Source organism: Vibrio tapetis subsp. quintayensis (assembly GCF_030409945.1).
GTDB classification, from domain to species: Bacteria; Pseudomonadota; Gammaproteobacteria; order Enterobacterales; family Vibrionaceae; genus Vibrio; species Vibrio quintayensis.
In genome coordinates this window covers 47,919-66,140 of the sequence record NZ_JAUFQV010000004.1, presented here as the reverse complement: position 1 = coordinate 66,140, position 18,222 = coordinate 47,919, and the positions used below count along the sequence as shown (strand labels likewise).

At 43.3% G+C, this 18,222-nt stretch carries 11 protein-coding genes and 1 pseudogene; 1 reads left to right on the top strand and 11 read right to left on the bottom strand.

Annotated elements, in window-relative coordinates; genetic code table 11:
• Positions 1–240: 240 nt before the first annotated feature.
• Complete coding sequence (locus tag QWZ04_RS00845; RefSeq protein WP_290324077.1) at positions 241–3,108, bottom strand: C25 family cysteine peptidase; 2,868 nt, start codon at positions 3,106–3,108, stop codon at positions 241–243.
• A gap of 851 nt (positions 3,109–3,959) precedes the next feature.
• On the opposite strand from QWZ04_RS00845, the gene QWZ04_RS00840 reads away from it, so the two are divergent.
• Positions 3,960–4,724, top strand: a complete 765-nt coding sequence (locus QWZ04_RS00840; RefSeq protein ID WP_290324075.1) for a type 2 periplasmic-binding domain-containing protein — start codon at positions 3,960–3,962, stop codon at positions 4,722–4,724.
• Positions 4,725–4,830: 106 nt separating this feature from the next.
• Here the strand turns inward: QWZ04_RS00840 and QWZ04_RS00835 are convergent.
• The 10 genes and pseudogenes from QWZ04_RS00835 to QWZ04_RS00790 form a co-directional block, all read right to left on the bottom strand.
• Positions 4,831–5,076: pseudogene (locus QWZ04_RS00835) on the bottom strand (oxidoreductase); the annotation flags it as partial.
• Positions 5,077–5,249: 173 nt separating this feature from the next.
• Positions 5,250–6,680, bottom strand: coding sequence for a PepSY-associated TM helix domain-containing protein (locus tag QWZ04_RS00830; protein WP_290324074.1), 1,431 nt, complete (start codon positions 6,678–6,680; stop codon positions 5,250–5,252).
• 102 nt (positions 6,681–6,782) lie between these two features.
• Entirely contained in the window at positions 6,783–7,151 is a 369-nt protein-coding gene (locus QWZ04_RS00825) for a hypothetical protein (RefSeq protein ID WP_290324072.1), read from the bottom strand.
• A 212-nt stretch (positions 7,152–7,363) separates the two neighbouring features.
• Positions 7,364–8,980 carry a glycoside hydrolase family 16 protein gene (locus QWZ04_RS00820; RefSeq protein WP_290324070.1) on the bottom strand — a complete coding sequence of 539 codons (1,617 nt, stop codon included), beginning with the start codon at positions 8,978–8,980 and terminating at the stop codon, positions 7,364–7,366.
• A gap of 118 nt (positions 8,981–9,098) precedes the next feature.
• Positions 9,099–12,512 carry a 1,3-beta-D-glucan phosphorylase, GH149 family gene (locus QWZ04_RS00815; RefSeq protein WP_290324068.1) on the bottom strand — a complete coding sequence of 1,138 codons (3,414 nt, stop codon included), beginning with the start codon at positions 12,510–12,512 and terminating at the stop codon, positions 9,099–9,101.
• Between the two features lie 45 nt (positions 12,513–12,557).
• A complete protein-coding gene (locus tag QWZ04_RS00810) occupies positions 12,558–13,538 on the bottom strand; it encodes an ABC transporter ATP-binding protein (RefSeq protein ID WP_290324065.1) in 981 nt (326 codons plus the stop codon).
• Positions 13,532–14,503, bottom strand: a complete 972-nt coding sequence (locus QWZ04_RS00805) for an ABC transporter ATP-binding protein (protein WP_290324086.1) — start codon at positions 14,501–14,503, stop codon at positions 13,532–13,534. Before QWZ04_RS00805 ends, QWZ04_RS00810 begins: the two co-directional genes overlap by 7 nt.
• Positions 14,503–15,420 (bottom strand): ABC transporter permease, encoded by a 918-nt coding sequence (locus tag QWZ04_RS00800; RefSeq protein ID WP_231898001.1) that lies wholly within the window; start codon positions 15,418–15,420, stop codon positions 14,503–14,505. Before QWZ04_RS00800 ends, QWZ04_RS00805 begins: the two co-directional genes overlap by 1 nt.
• A 57-nt stretch (positions 15,421–15,477) precedes the next feature.
• Entirely contained in the window at positions 15,478–16,452 is a 975-nt protein-coding gene (locus QWZ04_RS00795; RefSeq protein ID WP_290324063.1) for an ABC transporter permease, read from the bottom strand.
• A gap of 76 nt (positions 16,453–16,528) precedes the next feature.
• Entirely contained in the window at positions 16,529–18,163 is a 1,635-nt protein-coding gene (locus QWZ04_RS00790) for an ABC transporter substrate-binding protein (RefSeq protein WP_290324081.1), read from the bottom strand.
• Between the last annotated feature and the right edge of the window lie 59 nt (positions 18,164–18,222).

Genomic DNA, 18,222 nt, shown 5'->3' with positions numbered 1-18,222 from the left:
GTAAGAGCATGACAGAATCGATTGGTACTTATCCCGTCAAGATCCCTCAGTAATGACAGCAATGACAGCAATGACATCGGTGTTTATCCGGCTTAGAAAGATTGCTTGATGTTGCACTTAAGGATATTTGATTGTTAGAAACGTAATCTCGAGCCTAATCCCCCGTAGAAGAAAGATCCGTCTTTATGAAGACGGATCTTTTATACGAGAGTTCATCTATAAAATTGATCTAAAAATAAATCAGTTCTTTCTCCCTATTACGGTCGCAATAGATGAAGAACTTTTACCCTCGTTGTCGGTTACTGTGAGTTCAAACTTCAAGGTATTTTCAGCATTTGATGCAAATGCATAAGCAAACCTGCTGTTTGGATAGGCAACTTCCGCTTTTGACCCGCTGACCTGATTCCATTGGTAGTTGACTATCTTACCGTCGGGATCTGATGATTGAGTGCCGTCTAACTCTATCCATTGATTGGCTCTACTCATCGTGTCTTTAGCAACGGCAATTGGTGCTTTATTACTGTCTTCTACCCCTTTCACTGTTATCGTTTGGATTGCAGAATCAGAAGCCCCTGTTTGGTCCGTAATGGTTAGCTTGAACTTCAGCACAGAGCTGTAATTAGGTGTGATCGCATAAGCAAAGCGGCTATCGGCATAATCAATACGCACTTTTGGCCCTTCAATTTGCTGCCATGAATAGCGGACTTGTGTTCCTTTTGGAACCAAAGATTTGGTCCCATCTAGCGCGACCCATTGAGAAGCTTCTGCAATAACGTTATCCGTTACTCGAGCTTGAATCCCCTGCCCTTCAACTTGAATTCGGCCTTGATATGCTTTGGCGTTGTGCTCGGTAACCGTTAGGCTCATATTGCCTTCTACCGGAACGTCAAACTTCGCAACACCATTTTGATCTGTCATCACTACGTGAGATGTACCAGACGCAGATACCAGCGCGACTCGCGCTTTTGCCAAACGGCTCTCGCCCTCACGGACAATCACATCAAATTTGGCATTGCCGCTTTTCTCTAATTTAGCAGGGTAAGTTACGGTTAATTCCGTTGGTCTTTCCGTGCGTAATTCAAGTTCTGGATCGCCAAACCAGCTAAAGAACCGCGCGGTTAACACTGCGTACGTATCTTCTGTTCCGTAGTGCCCAAATAAACGATCTTTTGCTCGGTTCAACGCCATTGCCGGACGCCAAGATACCGGATAAATCGCACTTGACCACGCACCATCATAGTCATCCCAAAGGCTATCTAAAATGGCGGCGTGCATCAGGTCATTATTACCGGAATAACTCACACGAGCCGCTCCTGTAAAACCAACAGCGCCACCATTGGCATTACGCATCCAAGACTCAGCAAAGGAGTCTTTTCCATCAAACCAACCCGTCGCACAGTTCAAGCTAAAAACAAACGGAGCCATGTTACCGTTAACTAATGCGTTCACTTCTGTTGCGGTATAGTGAGGGTCAGCCCAGCCAGAACCATTGCCATAGCCATGATCTCGATGCATTACAAAACCGACTCCTTGGTTAATTGCATCGGCAATTTGAACATGATCGCCATTGCCTTGATCTTTCCAAATTTGAGGTACCGTACTTGGCGGAGTAACACGAGCACTGCCGTAACTCCAGCCATCATATTTAAGCTCTTTAGTTAAGTCCGCATCCCATTGCAACGCGGTATGAACTTGATAACCTTTATTGAACCTATCTCCTTGCCCAGAGAAAAAATCGAAGTCTGGGCCTAAAAAGTCGGCTGCTCGATGCAAGTCTTCCATAAACATGCGATCGGCAACTCGGTCTGCATCCCTATCTTGATACTGCCCCGCAAGCAGAACATGCTTATAGCGATCTGAATCTGTAGGGTTTAGTTCATAACTTAAACTCCGGTTTACCATCGTCGTTATTTGAGCTTCAGTATCCCCAGGTAAACGCCCAATAACGACATCAGCATATCGATCTTCGCCATCAACTAACGCATATTCGTAATCGGTATGCCAACGGTGATCTTTTCCATGGTAAGGGTGACCGACAATTTCGTAGCCAGGAATATCTTCATGATCACCAACAAACAGGACATAAGATGTCATCGTGCCTTTACTGTAAGCGTCTTTGATATAAGCTTTTATTTGTGCTTGAGTGTCGCCAACATCCGTAACCGTCGCAACATGGACTTGATAACCCTTTTTACGCTTCCATGCCGCAAGCGGTTCAACCGCTTTTTGAAATCGGTCTGCCGTAATGATCAAGTAATCTGCCTTTTGAGCAGGCGTAAGATCTGCCTCATGTTTTGATAACGGTACGCTGTCTACTTTTTTCTGCGACTTCGTTTTATCATCACGCAAATCAATTACCGATTTTTTCTCGGCATCAAATTCAAGTTTGTCTTGACGCGTTGGTGTACTGACATCAGACAAAATGTAGTTAATTTTAAAACGTACTTTTTGTGCAAAACGTACAGTTTTTTTAACGGGGTTAAACTGAATTGGACGATATGAGATTACCGCGTAACTCTTACCACGAACATGTACGCTGTCCACAACAGAAACCAAAGGGTGCGCGCTATCAGGAAGAACCTTGTACGCAGCATCATCTTTCACAAATTGCATGTTTAAATCGGGACGATTACCATCTTCTTCAACCACATCAGGGAACGGCAGTTGAACGGGGTCAATAACCATATCGGTATAGACTTTTGACCATTCAACATCTTCAACTGATAACTCCAGTTTTACACCGTCAGGAATGCGGACGAGTTGGCGATACCCCGTTAAATTAGGTTTCCCCGGCTCATTAGGTGCGGCACCATCAGGTAGCATGATTCGGTTGTAAGTATTTCCATCCGCCATTTTGACTTTAGCCAACGTTAGTTCCGTTAACTTCGCCTCAAACAGTGCGTGGTGAGCTCGCTTTTCGAGCATTGAAATGTAATTACTCGTTATATACTCGTTCCCACTAGAGCGAGCATCCGCTGGGGGCGAAAACTGAATAACGTGTTGATCAAACACCTGTGCATCAGTGTGCTGAACAGAATGCATGGCGGCAAATGTCGAAGGTGAGAGAATCGCAAGAGTGAGTAGAAACCTAGCCTGATCTAACTTCATAATATCTCCAATTTATATAGGATGTATATTTTATTGACTTAACTAGCTAAACGATTAATAACCAGCATTAATCGTATTTACTATGGGTAATTAATGGTACCCACACAGCACGGCGTATATTATTGACTAAATTGTCATTATTAATAACATCAAGATAAAAATCCCAATTAATATGAAAGGTAATTTATTGAAAAATCACCATACATAAAGAGTTACTAATTAATGCCAAGCTAAAATATAAAAACATCATTGCTACATGGTCAAACATATATATCATGAATTTATAAAACGATTTTCAATTATCATAATTAATATATGTTTTTTATAAAAAACAAGATCTTGATTCCATTTAAAATCAGTATGGTCGTCATCCATACTTAAATTAACAACTAATCTACATATCCAAACATAAATAAATGTCATAACTATCAATAATAGTAAAGTTAGAAATTATGATTTATCGCAATACTCCCCCTACTAGACTTATAACCAAATAATATAATAGTCAAAATTCAAATAACAATGAAGCGAGTTGGGGGCTACCTGATTGAATTCATCAGTTACTAATATTTTATATCACTAACACATACTGATGTATCTTCTAATCAGTAGGTGCCAAAGACCTGTCGAATGCAAAGGGATTCCCACCAGCCGGAGCGTTTCGGGGAATGCAGTAATAATTTCTCGGTTCGCCCGTTTTGCACTCTAGTAACTCTGTACTCAAACTTCCAGTGTAAAGCAACTCTTAGCCAAGCTTATTGCTTGCCCACCCCTCTATTTTGACAAATCGTGTTTTCTAGCCAATGATTAATATAATTGAAAGCTTAAATAAGTGTTTAAAGGGGAAACATGTGATCATAAACTACGGTTTTCTAATGTTTTTCTTAACAAGAATAAATATATTAACTATAAAACTGGTTGCAATTATATCACTTTCAACCTCTGTAGTCGTCCAAGCTAAGAGCGATATTATATTTACCACTATTGAAAAATCATCTTATGCAAAAATTAGTGAACGTGTAATGCGAGAAGCATATAACCGTTTGGGTATGGTTATGTCTGTTGAGAGTCTTCCCGCAGAAAGAGCAATAGTTGTGGCAAATACAGGCTCGGTAGACGGAGAGCTCTATAGAATTAAAAATATCCAATATAAGTACAATAATTTAATTATGATTCCTATCCCTATAGGTAAAATGGAAGGTCTAGCGATTACTAAGAATGGAAATCTATCTTTGAACACATGGGAAGACTTAGCTAACCATGAAGTTTGTTTTCGTAATGGAGTAAAATTCTCTGAAGTCGGACTAAGCAACATCGAAGCCAATCCTGTAAACTCAAATACACAGCTTTTTGGCATGCTAGCAAAAGATCGATGCGACATTATTGTGATTGCCCACATCACCAGTATCCCCCTTACAGCGAAGTTTAATGCTGCACAAAAACAGCCGCTTCATCAGAGTGTTCTGCAAACCTATCCACTTTTTCATTATCTTCATAAAAAAAATGAGCATCTTGTTCCCAAACTGACGGAGGTGCTAAAAGAGATGCAACAAGAAGGCCTCATCGATAAGATTCGATCTCAGTTTATTACCGAAATGTTGAATAATAAACAGTGAATGTAGACCTCACTGATATGATTCTAAACCACGCTCTGTTCATGTTTTCTTGGTTGCCACAATTAGTCTCTCAATTGTTTGTATTTACTTAATCCATTATCCATATTTCGTGGTTAAGATCAGTATTCAACATGCCCATCATGCCAGCATTGGGCTTCTCCTCTTCAACAATATTTGCATACCCCGTTACGATCAAACCCACTTCGCCTTTCGCCAGTTCTTCGTAGATGTCATACAACTTATCGGTCACGTGACCGTCTTCTGTTGCCATGTTTTCCCACGTTGCGCTTCGGACAAAGCGGTTTTTTAGTCTCATTGTTCCGATACGGGTTTCTGTAAACAAAGTGCTCACGGCCAATCCTCTAAATCATTGTTTGTATTATCGATTCGCGTAACAGCGACACAAAAAAGAACAGCCACACGCTGTGTATGGCTGTTCTTAAAGTGTGGATGTTGCCTTTAATACCGATTTGATTCCTCAATCTGGATTAAGAAACGGCGATATCGCACGTAAAAAACCATCGCCTACTCGCCTTTCAGTGCAAACTTTAGCGCTTTAGAACGGCTGAACACTAACCAGTCGAGCAACAACACTGCAACGATACTGGAACCTGCGAGTGGGAACATAATACAGATAAACGCAAGTGCAGCTAATCCTGATTTCCATATACCCTGATGGGTAAAACGTGCTGGAGCACCTAAGGTCTTGCTCTGCTTCGGTCGTCTTATCCACCACATGACCGCACCGGTTATTGAAATCAACATAAAGACAAGGCAAAAAAATACATTCAACAATTTGTTCACAATACTGATGTCACCTTGGTGTAGCGCAATACCTGCTGCCATCATTTTTGCGATCACTCCATAATCTTGCCATGTCACGTCCGCTAATACGTCACCTGAGTATTGGTCAAAGTGTGTTGTACGGTCTTGAGTGGGGTCGATGATATCTCCGCTCATGGTATTAGCAGAGGCAGTAAATACTCCGGTTTCGCCGCGCGGGAAACTCAGCTTGTAATTGCCATAGCCCAAATGACGGATTTTCTGCTCTATATGATCAATATTCAGTGTTGATTCCAGCACGACGTTGTCACCTTCGCCCATTTTACTGTGATCATGGCTAGAAGCAGGCAATGGCGTTTGTTCAAGGTTCCAAGGTAGCTCTTCTTCAGAGCCGTGATTCAATGACTGATGCGTTAATGTGGAAAGCGGCACCTCGGACCATTTTTGGGCTGGGAACGTACTCCATGGTTGTACAAGTTTACCACCCCATACGCCTGCCCAAGCTAAACCGGAAAGAACAAAGAACAGTAAAACAAATGACAGTGTTCCGCCTAAATTGGCATGTAAATCGCGCATTAATATACGAGGCCCGCTGTTAGTTCTTACTTTCAAGAAGCCAGCTTTAGAGGCATTATCTAAGGGTAACCAGAGGTAAATGCCCGTCACCAGTAGCAAAATACTTAAACTGGCTGCGACTTCGACTAAATGATCACCCCAATCACCAATTAACAATGTTCCGTGAATATCGTTAGCCAATTGGTACCAACTGTCGCTTCTATCGATAGTACCTAGCACCTCACCGGTATATTGGTTAATGGTGACAAATAAGGTGGTTCCGTCAGCATCTTTTATGGAAAACCTATTCGCAACCTCAGCCGTTTTGGCTGGAATAAACTGAGTAACGGTATAGCCAGGAAAAGCTCGCTTAACCGTTTCAAGTTGAGCCGAAGTGACTAATGGCTGTTGCGTTTCTTGGGGTGATATTTGAATGACATCACCGTAGCGAATTTCTTCTATTTCTTGGTCAAACAGCATGACTAAGCCGGTTAGGCTCAGCATTAGCATAAAAGGGATAACAAATAGCCCAGCATAAAAATGCCAACGCCAAGTAAGAAAGTAGCGAGATTTTAATTGTTGAGCTTCCGTAGCTTGTGTCTTTGATGGTTCAGACATCGAATTTTCCTTTTTAGCGTGAACGCGGGCTCTTTTTCGAAGACAAAAGCGCCACAACAAAACACGCAGCTTTGAATGTAGTAAATGATTAATTGATATGACTTAAGCGAAAGAGAAAACGACGGGAGGAGCGCGAGGGAAGCGTAATTTACGATAACTCGATTGATGAATAGCGTGACGAACACGTACCTTAATTAGGCGAGCTTGCACCAGTAACAGTGCGGGTGAAATAGCAAAATCTTGGTGATATGAAAAATGGCTCGCAGGGCAAGATGGCCCGTTATGATGATTACTTGTCTCTAGCGAAGACGTTACGGCTGAAGATCCCGTAACGGAATCACGAACGAAAACGCGTTCGAATCCATTTGCCGTACAGAGTGTTGCCCATACACCTGCCGCTTGCCCGTGAGCATTAATCACAGGCATTAATGCAATCAACATCCAACTAAATAAGCTGGCAGTGATCATCATTCGACGTAACGAGGTGCAGTTCATTCAAACAAAGAGTTATAAAAACGGAGCAGAACTATAACGGTTTATTCAAATAATCACCGTGAGAAATGTCAATAAGTTAATTATTTATTAACAAACATCATAGCTTTGTTTAAATTTACCTTTTTTTATTCAAATATGAAATATAACCCCTTAATGAAAGGGGTTAACAGAACTAAAGCAGATAAGTACTACTTTTCGAAACGAATGTTATCAAGCTTAAAGCTCATTGCACCTTGTGGTTCAAATACTAAAAGGTTACTTATGGCTTTCGGATCTGCTTGATTGCCGCCTTCAAAACGGTTATCACTGCTTAAAATATCATCGATTGAGATACGAACCGTGCCCCATTCACCTAACGTTGGCAGTGGAACGGTATAGTCGCTGGTTTTTGGCCAACCACTGTCCATTTTGATCAGTAGCTCAGCACTGTCACCCATACTTTCAACTTGAATATCAAATACCAGCATACCGGATTCACGCCAATGGCTCACGTCGGTCACCGGTGAACGAAAATAGATATTACCCGAACCATTTTTTTTAGTTACTTGCAGCACGGTGCCACGCCCTGCTTCTTCTCGTTCTTTATGCTCAACGATGTCTACAGGATCGTAGCTAGCGTAAGCCAAGCTGCTATTAAGGGCATCGGTAAAGATGTCTAATGTTGGTCCGTCTGCGTAGCTGTCGTCTGCCGCTAAAATTGCAGGGGCTTGGTGCCCTTCAACTAACTTTGCTTGTTCAGAGCGGCTTGCACAACCTTTGCCTTTCCAGCGATCCAACGAGCAGCGGTATACTTTAACTGAGTCCACCAGCATAGTTTGTGGAAATATATCTTCGTCGATGCCTTTATGATTCGCGTTCGCCGCCCAAGATCCTCCAACCGCTAGGTTCAATAACAAATGGAATTTTTCATCAAATGGCGCTGCGCCTTTTGCATTCACCAATTCGCCATCAGCCTCATATTGGCTATACCATCCATCTTGAGTTTGGGTTGCGTAGTGAAGGTTATCGACATACCAACGGATCTCACCTTCTTCCCATTCGATGGCATAGGTATGAAAATCGTCTGCCGGGTTAACTCCTTCTGGTAACACTGCACTCTGGCCGCTATGAACGTTATGTGGCCAAGCTTTACCATAGTGCAAAGTGCCATAGATACGATTCTCTTGAATAGATTCTCCATCTGGGCCTTGCTCATGGCCGGCATCGGACTGAGCTTTTAGATTAACGGCTTCCATAATATCAATTTCACCAGAAGCCGCCCACGTACCGTACTTGTCTTCAGATGGAAGCATCCAGATCGCCGGCCACATACCTTGCCCAGATGGTAGTTTGGCTCGAACCTCAAAGCGGCCGTATTTGCTATCACGTTTATCTAGGGTGCGTAAACGAGCTGACGTATACGGAAGTGTTTTTTCCGCCCCCCCTATTACTCCTTGTGCGTTATCAGGCCCAGTGTACTCCTGTTTGATCGCCACAATATGAAGCAACCCATCTTTCACATAAGCATTTTCAGCTTGATTCGTATAACACTGTTGTTCGTTATTACCCCCACCCCAACAGTTTTCTTCTAATGACCAATTTCTTTTGTTGATTTCTGTTCCTGTAAACTCGTCGCTCCACACCAATTGCCAGTGTTCACTTGGCGTTATGGATACATCAGACAACTTAACCGCATGTTGTGTTTGTGCTAGAACCACTGCTTCATCGGTGCTGCTATCGGTATTATTTATAGCAGTACAGCCGGAAAGAATTCCCAGTACCGTAAAAGAGCTAACCATCGTTAATCTGCTCTGTTTCGTTTTCATGTTTTGTCCTTTATGAATCGATAATTCCATTTATGGCGTCACCAACACAGGAGATTATCCGAAAATAAAAAGTCCACCTAACTAGGGTGGACTGATCACCTCATTGGTGTCGAATTGCTTACAATAAACAAGATTCCGGCAATTGAACTCGAACCTGCTTAATTGCACCACTCCGGGCGAAAATAGTTTGGCTGTCTGCACCAGTTAATTCACTGCCAAAACGCTCTTCAGTATCTCCATTGTTGTATTCCACTTTGATGGACATCGCGTTATCGCCAGTCAATTGATAAACAAATGGCACCTGACAGTAGGTAAACGCGATGCTGTCTTCGCTTACCCAAACACTTTGTGATTCACCGGCTACATTTTCGAATTTAAACGACTGCGAAGAATCCAAAAATTCATCTGCTTTTAACAAGGACGGAGTAATTGCAATAACACCGTCATGAACATGCAGACCCAACTCACCAAAACGAGTTAAAATTTCTTCTTTCACTTGTCCCGTCATACCAGGCTGTTGGGCACCCGCTTGTTTTGGGGTGTGCGAATAAGGGTCGGTCGGGAACGCCCCATAATTATCCGGTGTTTTGTTAAAACCAATGCCTTGTCGAACTCGGTAATAGAAGTCTGCCAATTGTTTGGTTTCATTACTTTCGGAGTTTTTCGTATAAGCGATTTGGTGGTTCTCTTGCACCGCTAGAAGCAATTTAGAAACCATATGCCAATAAATAGAGCCTAACCCTTCATACCCAAACATGGTTCCTGAACGTCCCGTAAACTCCTTATGTTTGAAGACCTGTTCATAGGTATCTCGAATATCTTGCTTTGCTTCATCATCGCATTGGTTATAGTCCAATCCGTCTAATGCTTCATTCAAGCTGTCCACATTTTCAAACGTTGGGTTGAAATGGTAACCACCACTAGCATCAATATTGACGATGCTAATATCATTTTTGGCCAACATGATTTGCACTAGCTCATTGCCAATTAATCGATCTGATGGGATGTTATTCTTGTTCACAAATGTGGCTAAATCACGATCGGGATAAAGCATGAAGCTTTGCTGGTCATCCCTGAACATGTCACTAGCGAATAAGTTCTCTAACAGTTCTACTGCTTGCTTAGGCTCGAGCACACCTGCACTTAAAATGGCAACTTGGCCCTCAAGCATTGGGTATAACTCACTCACTTCGAGGTTTTCAGCCGAATAATTAATGATGTTGTAAGCATTAAACAAACCGTCTTCACGTTTGTTGTTCGCAATAGTGTCATCAAGAACCGTTAAGCTCACATCCATTAGTTGAGTGATCGCTCCAAGCTCCACTTGAGTTTTTCCACTAAACCCACCAGTGCGGTAAATGCGCTGGCGATATTCATTGGCCGCTTTCGCAAGCTTAGTGAGAATTGCCCGGCGTGTTTGCCTAGTCACGGTATTTTGCCTAATCTCTTTACCAGCAGATTCCAAGATTTTGACCGTACTCGTTAGCCAGTCAAGAACATCGGTAGATAAGGACACCGTTGACGGCGCTTTACACAATAGCTCTTGCATGAAGGCAACATAACGACGCATGTAATAAAGCGTAACCATGGATAAACCGTTACCCACAATTGCATTATTGGCATCATTCCATTCAGGCCTTTGTGTATTTAGCCAAATACCACCGTCTAGCACTAAGTTACTTAACTTTGAAAGCAAAGGAACTAACAGTTTTTCTGTCAGGTTAACAAGGTAAACCTCACCATCGCCATCTAAAATCAAGCGTCCATCACTGCCGATTTCATCTACTTTTTGTTCCACTCTTTTTTGGGTGTTTCCATTAAAGCTGACGGTATCTTTCGGGTTCGCAAACAAGCCTTTTTCGTCACAAAGCTCATAAGGAACGTTGGCGTAGCTAAAGCAATCTTGGTTTAGCAACTTAATGAGTTCGGTCTGCTGGTAGTTGTTGGCAAGCTCTAGAAACTTAAGCAAGTAAATGATCTGGTGATCGCCCCAGTAACCGATGTTACTCCACGGGTCTTCTGGGTCTAATATCTCCCAATCAATGCCATCTTTGGTAATGCGGTACGGGTTATACCCATCGATCGTCGAAGCATTGGTAAACTTAGCAATGAATGAGGAGATAAACTCCGGATAACTTAATGCACTGGCTTCCCAATTTTGGAAAATATCACGCCAGTTGCCTTGGTAAGAAAGCAGTCTGTCACCATTTTCATCTTTGACCTTAATCTCATAATGGTTCCAAGGGCGGCTTGGGTCGCCATGACGACGGCCAAAGGTTAATGGCAAATATTCATAGCACAGTCGTAATAACTGCGGATCATCTTGTAATTTCGCTAAGGCAATGAGTTCTTGGTGACTCAACGTATTGTCAAGTTGATCAAAAAACGTTTGATGTCTTTTTGCTACAACGCTATTTGAGTGTGTAATGGTTTTTCGAACGTCTTGAATATCCAGCTGATAACCATCAACAAACACACCACCACGCATATTATTGAAAAGTACGTTAGCGTAATGGTGGACGCAGGTTTCTTCTTTATTGGTCAACTGCCAAGCATCAGCACCAGACATTAAGCTGATAAGCTCTTGTTTATTGGCGGTAATACTGCGCTCTATGTCTATTTCATTGCACGGCTGAAGCATAAAACGAGCAATATCAGAATGGCTCTTATCAATATCCGCCACTATGTACCAGCTAGCACTTTGATCCGCTTTGAGATCAACGGTTTTATTGATTAGGTATGAACCACGAAGCCCTTTGGTTAGTGGTTCAGCTTGAACAGGCTTACCTTGCCTAAATGCTTGCAATTGACCCGACGAAAGTAAGATATTGGCACTGTCACACCCAAGACTGAATACACTGGTTGCAAGTAAAGATTCCGCCGGTGCCGCTTTGTCACTCAACATAGCGTACATGCTGTACAGTGCCAATGAGCTATGTTCAACTCGTTCGTTCCACTTATACGCGTCCACTAATGCACTACGTGTTTGTAAAGCAGGTAATGGAGCACCTGGTGGTAAAATATTTTGTATACCATCTAACATTTCTATAGAGCGACTCACGCTCGATAGATCCGTCAACTCACTGCGTCGAATAAAACCAAACTGCTCACTCGTAGACCAGCTGTAGCAAAAGCGCAGTTGCAGAGTGTGGTTAATCTCTTCAAACAAGACTTTGTCACCCACTATATTTTTGTACAAGTTTCTCTGTAAATTATAGATGCCATCATGTTGAGGGTTGAACGGTTCCCAGTTGACCACTCCTGCTTTGGTTGGTACGCGAAATACAGTTTTGGAACCGGTGTTTTCAGCACTCTCGTGAATATGGTCAACAGAGCGATATGGAAACAGTGCATTTTCCGGACGAATACGCCCAGCAGACAAACAACCGGTCGATGAAATAAATAACCAGTGATCGCTCGAAGAAACAACACTGATAAAGAATGGTGCCATTGAATCGACATTTTCAATTTTATAATAACGATCATCACCCATTTCGGTGAAGCCGCCAGTTACCTTGTGTGTATGTTGCATGATAAAACCTCAAGAAAGCGCTTTCTTGGAGCGCTAAATAATTAATTACATGTTATGGCAGCGTACAAAATGCTCATCAGATACTTTCACGGTATTAGGCATGGTTTGTTCACATAGCTCACTTGCCTTAGGACAACGAGTCGCGAATGGGCAACCGACACTATCTGGCTTCCACATAGGGATCTCGCCCTTTTTCACAGCCAAATCACGGCGGCCACTTTTGCCGACTTCAGGAACAGCGGAGAGAAGTAATTGTGAATACGGATGCTGTGGGTTTTGTGTCACGCTATCACTTGCGCCCCACTCCACCATGTGCCCGACGTACATCACCGCAGTTTTCTCCGCAAAGTATCGCGCTGTCGCAATGTCGTGAGTAATGTACATAAACGAAATGCCATGCTTATCTTTTAGATCGGACATCAAGTTCAAGATGCCTAAACGTACCGACACATCAAGCATAGAAATTGGCTCATCGGCCAAGATAACTTCCGGATCTACTGCAATAGCGCGAGCAATCGCAACACGCTGTCTTTGTCCGCCACTCAGTTCATGTGGGAACTTTTCTGCTGTTTCCTTAACCGGTGACAAGCCGACTAGCTCAAGTAATTCATACACTAAACGTGGCACTGAATGCTTATCTGCACGCTTATGTATCAGTAACGGTCTTGCGATATGGTGATAAATCGTATGGACCGGGTTTAGCGAGCCAAACGGGTCTTGAAAAATCATTTGTACTTGACGGGCGTACTCAAGCTCGCCGTTTTTTTCAATGTATTGTTTTAGCGGTTGCCCCTTAAATTCAATATCACCTTCTGTGTGTTCGAAGATGCGAGTTAAAATACGCGCACCCGTACTTTTTCCTGAACCAGACTCGCCAACGATAGCTAATGCCTCGCCTTTTCTTAGCTCAAATGAAACATCGTTAACCGCACGCATCAGGTTCTTTTTAGAAGATGACCCAACAGGGAAATCCTTCACCAAATTATCAACCGACAGAATTACTTCTTTTTCATTGTTAGCTAACATGTCGCTACCTCTTCAGTCAGATGACACGATACTTGATGGCCAGGATTGGTCATTTGTAACCTTGGTTCCGCACTGGAACATGGTTTGAAGCACTCAGTACAACGAGCTTGAAAATTACACCCTTGCGGGATTTCTAATAAATTGACAGGATTTCCGGGAATACCATACAAGCGCTCTTTCGGACCATGAATCGTCGGGAAAGAGGCAATCAAGCCTTTCGTGTATGGGTGCTGCGGCTTACCAAACACTTCCTTCGCATCGCCCAACTCAATAAGGTTGCCAGCGTACATAACGCCGATTCGGTCAGCGATTTCACCCATCAAGCTCAAGTCATGGCTGATGAATAAAATTGAAAAGCCAAACTTGGTTTTCAAATCATACAGTTCATTTAGGATTTCTCGCTCAACCACCACATCCAGTGCCGTGGTGGGCTCATCCATAATAATCAGTTTCGGTTCTAGCGCTAACGCGATAGCGATAACCACACGTTGACGCATACCGCCACTGAGTTGATGTGGGAAGCTGTTCAGGCGATCGCCATGAATACCGACAATGTTCAATAACTCGATGGCACGCTCGTCTGCCTGCTTCTGCGATATTTTCTTATGAGCGATGATCACATCTGTTAGTTGCTCACCAATGGTGATCACTGGGTTTAATGAGTTCATGGCACTTTGAAACACCACCGATACATCATTCCAACGGAAATTACGTAGCTGCTTGTCGTTCATTTTCAGAACGTCTTCACCTTTGTATAAAATTTCCCCTTCAGAAATCAGTGCTGGCGCTTTATGCAAACGAGAGATAGCAAAAGCTAGGGTGCTTTTCCCACATCCAGATTCACCAGCAATGCCCAGTGTTTCGCCCGGAGCGATACTTAAACTCACGTTGTTTACTGCACGAGCCACACCATTTGGTGAAACGTAGTCGACACAGAGGTTATTAATTTCTAGTAAATTGCTCATCATAGACCTCGACGCTTATCAGCTTGTTTTTTAAGTTGGCGCCACAATTTCATGTGAGGGCCAGTACGCAGTTTCGGGTTACTTACTTGGTCGATAGACATGTTGATCAAAGCCAATGCACCACCGGTAATCGCCAACGCAATGGCAGGCACCATCATTTCCCACCATGCTCCGGTATAAAGTGCTGAAGAAGTTTGTGCCCAGTACAGCATAGAGCCCCAACTCACTTCAGTTGCATCGCCCAAACCGAGAATGCCGAGCCCTGCTTCTGCTCCCATCGCATATAACACTGCGCCCAGAAAACCACCAAATACGATAGAGACAAGGTTAGGCAGAATTTCAACTAAGATGATGCGCCATTTAGACTCTCCCATAACCTCAGCAGAAATAATGAACTCTTTGCTTCGAATCGCCATGGTCTGAGCACGTATTACCCTTGCCCCCCAAGGCCATGACGTGACCCCGAGTAAAATGGTAATCACTAATGATCCGACTTGGCCTAAAAATGCGGCGAGTACGATCAATAAGGGGAGCTGCGGAAAAACCAAAAATACGTTGGTTAAGAAGTTAAGACGTTCATCAATTTTTCCACCAAAATAACCTGAAGATACCCCTACAAGTACCGCTAGTGTCATTGCAATCGCACCCGCAAAGATGGCGACGCTGAGCGATTTTCTCGCTCCATGCAATACTTGGCTATAAACGTCGCGGCCACTGCGTGTCGTTCCCATAATGTGTTCGGCACTAGGAGCAACGTGCGGTCTTGCGACTCGTTTTTCTGGATTGTGAGTTGAAAGCACAGGGGCAAATAACGCCCCAGCCAATACAACCGTGAGTAAAAAGCCACCAATAATGGCTGGCGGGTTTCCATAGAAGAAAGCATACAATTTGCTAAAAAACGCCTTCACTTTCACCATGGGCTTTTGTTGTTCAATCACAAGTTCGGTATTCATTATCTTTTCCATGAGTCAGCCCTAATTTGAGATTCGAGGGTCTAACCATACGTACAGCAGGTCAGCAATGAAGTTCGCCGTAAGAACGGCAGTAACAAGAATAAGCAAGATGGCTTGGATAAGCGGATAATCACGAGCCACAATGCCTTTCAGCAGAATGTTGCCAAGCCCTTGGTAGTTAAACACCACCTCAGTCATGATTGAACCTGCGAACGAGAAACCAATCGCCATGGCAATCGCTGTCGCGACAGGAAGAATTGCATTTCGGCCTGCATATCGAGACATGACACGGTAATTGCTTAGTCCTTTCGCTTCAGCCATGGTGACGTAATCTTCACCCAATACATTGATCATGGCGTTACGCATATTGAACACCCAAGTAGAGATACCGACGAGCATCATCGAACCAACAGGAAGAATGGCGTGTTTTGCTACGCTAGAGATAAACTCCCAACTAAAAGCGGGTTCTAAAGATGGGTCATAAGTGTACGCCAAAGGCAGCAAATCAAGTTTCAAACCAAAGACGTAAAACAGCAGTAGCGCAGTAACGATGTAAGGGAAGTTACTCACAAAGGCCAAGATAGGCGGCACGACTTTACCAAACCAACCATCACGATTGTAAGAAGCGTAAGTACCGATACTGACCCCAATGATCAAAGCAACAATGAGTGAACCTAGCGCTAGAAACATAGTCCACGGTAGTGCCATTGCAATCACTTCAGAGACATCAATCGGGAACATCAGCACACTTGGGCCAAGCTCCAACGTAAACACACTTTTGATGTAAGTAAGGTATTGCTCAAAGACATTGCCATCAAGGAAACCGTACATTTCACGAACCGCATCCATTTGCGCGGGATCCATACGGCCTTGAGCTGCCGCAAATAAAGCATCTACAGGGTCACCCGGCATTAACCGCGGTAACATGAAATTGAAGGAGATTGCGATTAAAAACGCAGTAAAATAAAAGCCAAATCGGCGAAAAATAAACGACATAACAAATCCTTAGATACCGCAGTAAAACAGTGACAGCCTCACTGCGGCTCTTTTTAGTCAACTACTTAAGATGCACTTATTTAAGGTGCAAGTTGTTCAAAATGATGACGCGTTTGCCTCCGTCGTACCAAACTGGCTGAACGTATGGGTCTTTCTCACTCGGCCAACCAACAATTTTCTTATTGCTGTATTGGAACCACGTTGGGTTGGAGAACAATGGAATAAACGGCATGTTCTGAGCCGAAAACTCTTGCAGTTCATCTAGGATTTTTTGCTGAGTTTGCTTATCACCCGTCTTACCAAAGCTATCAATCAAATCGTCGATTGCTTCTGAGTGAACGCCGTGACCAGCATGCCAAGTTTTACCGATGCGAGACGTCGAGAAGTACTCTTGGTAAGCCAGAATTGGGTTTGTCGCTACCATCGACCAGTTGATCGACATGGTGTAATCACTCTTTTTCAAGTTACTATCGTATACAGCCCAGTCGACGGTTTTCACGTTTGCTTTGATGCCCACTTCTTCGAAGTATTCGGTCACCATTTGCACCACTTGAATCCAGTCTGTCCAGCCATTCACGACTTCGATATCAAATTCAACTGTTTTGCCATCTGCACCGTCACGGAAACCATCGCCATTACGGTCAACTAAGCCCGCTTCTTTTAGCATTGCTTTGGCTTTTTCTGGGTTGTACGTTGTGATGGATTTGTATTTATCACTGATATCTTGGTTGATAGACTGCTTATAAAGCTCACCGATACCGCCAGCGTTGAAGTTAGCCGTAGGGTAGCCATACGCCGCAACGTCTACGATCATATCGCGATCGAGTGCCATCGATAGCGCTTGACGCACTTTAAGATCATCAAACGGAGCGACTTTCGTATTCACATAAAGGTGGATAGCATCGTTGGCTGGATACCAAAAATGGTTGTTCTCTTTATCTGCGCCAACAAACGTACTTTCAACATCAGCGATGAAATTAGAACCCCAATCGATTTCACCTTTAATAAGTGCTGGCTGTATTTGAGAGTTGTCGTTGTACGAACGTAGATTGACACAATCAAGGTATGGACGATTTTCGATGTAGTAATGCGGGTTACGACACAGTTCCATTTGTTGTGGCTTTAAGTATTTGACCGTGGTCATTGGGCCGCTGCCCACTGGGTTAGGATTCGTAAAAGTAGTGAGGTTTTCTACTTTGTCCCATATGTGTTTTGGTACGATGTGGTAACGCTCTAGGTTCCAAACAAACGTCGAGTCCGCTTCGTTTAGTTCAAATACAACGGTACGTTCATCGGTTGCTTTGACTTCTGCTAGGTTTTTACCAGACCAAATGCCTTTCTGATCAAACGCTGGTGCGTCTTTAGTAAGAAGAAAGCTGTATACCACGTCGTCTGCGGTTAGTTTTGAGCCATCAGACCATTTAACACCATCGCGAAGTACTAATGTTATTGTTTTTAAATCATCTGAATATTGGTATGACTCAGCCAATCGAAAATCTGTCTCGCCGGTCATATTGTTAAATACAAGTAACGGCTCGAACATGATCCCATGCAATAAGTCTTTGGTTGTGTATGGGTTGTAGTTCTCAACAAAACCAGTATTGATAATTGGAACCGTTAGAGTGCCCCCTTGCTTGATCTCAGCAGCTTGGCTAGAAGCCGCTAACATCACACCCATTACCATCAAGCTTATTTTGCTCTTCTTTTGCATCATATTGTCCTTAATCAGCGATTGAAATAAGCGCTCTCTTCCGGCAGCAATTTTGGAAA

What these genes read in the sequence shown, in the direction of transcription:
- QWZ04_RS00800 (WP_231898001.1), bottom strand. Translation starts at nt 15,420, where the DNA reads ATGGTGAAAGTGAAGGCGTTTTTTAGCAAATTGTATGCTTTCTTCTAT.
- QWZ04_RS00825 (WP_290324072.1), bottom strand. Translation starts at nt 7,151, where the DNA reads ATGATGATCACTGCCAGCTTATTTAGTTGGATGTTGATTGCATTAATG.
- QWZ04_RS00810 (WP_290324065.1), bottom strand. Translation starts at nt 13,538, where the DNA reads ATGTTAGCTAACAATGAAAAAGAAGTAATTCTGTCGGTTGATAATTTG.
- QWZ04_RS00815 (WP_290324068.1), bottom strand. Translation starts at nt 12,512, where the DNA reads ATGCAACATACACACAAGGTAACTGGCGGCTTCACCGAAATGGGTGAT.
- QWZ04_RS00845 (WP_290324077.1), bottom strand. Translation starts at nt 3,108, where the DNA reads ATGAAGTTAGATCAGGCTAGGTTTCTACTCACTCTTGCGATTCTCTCA.
- QWZ04_RS00830 (WP_290324074.1), bottom strand. Translation starts at nt 6,680, where the DNA reads ATGTCTGAACCATCAAAGACACAAGCTACGGAAGCTCAACAATTAAAA.
- QWZ04_RS00805 (WP_290324086.1), bottom strand. Translation starts at nt 14,503, where the DNA reads ATGAGCAATTTACTAGAAATTAATAACCTCTGTGTCGACTACGTTTCA.
- QWZ04_RS00790 (WP_290324081.1), bottom strand. Translation starts at nt 18,163, where the DNA reads ATGCAAAAGAAGAGCAAAATAAGCTTGATGGTAATGGGTGTGATGTTA.
- QWZ04_RS00795 (WP_290324063.1), bottom strand. Translation starts at nt 16,452, where the DNA reads ATGTCGTTTATTTTTCGCCGATTTGGCTTTTATTTTACTGCGTTTTTA.
- QWZ04_RS00820 (WP_290324070.1), bottom strand. Translation starts at nt 8,980, where the DNA reads ATGAAAACGAAACAGAGCAGATTAACGATGGTTAGCTCTTTTACGGTA.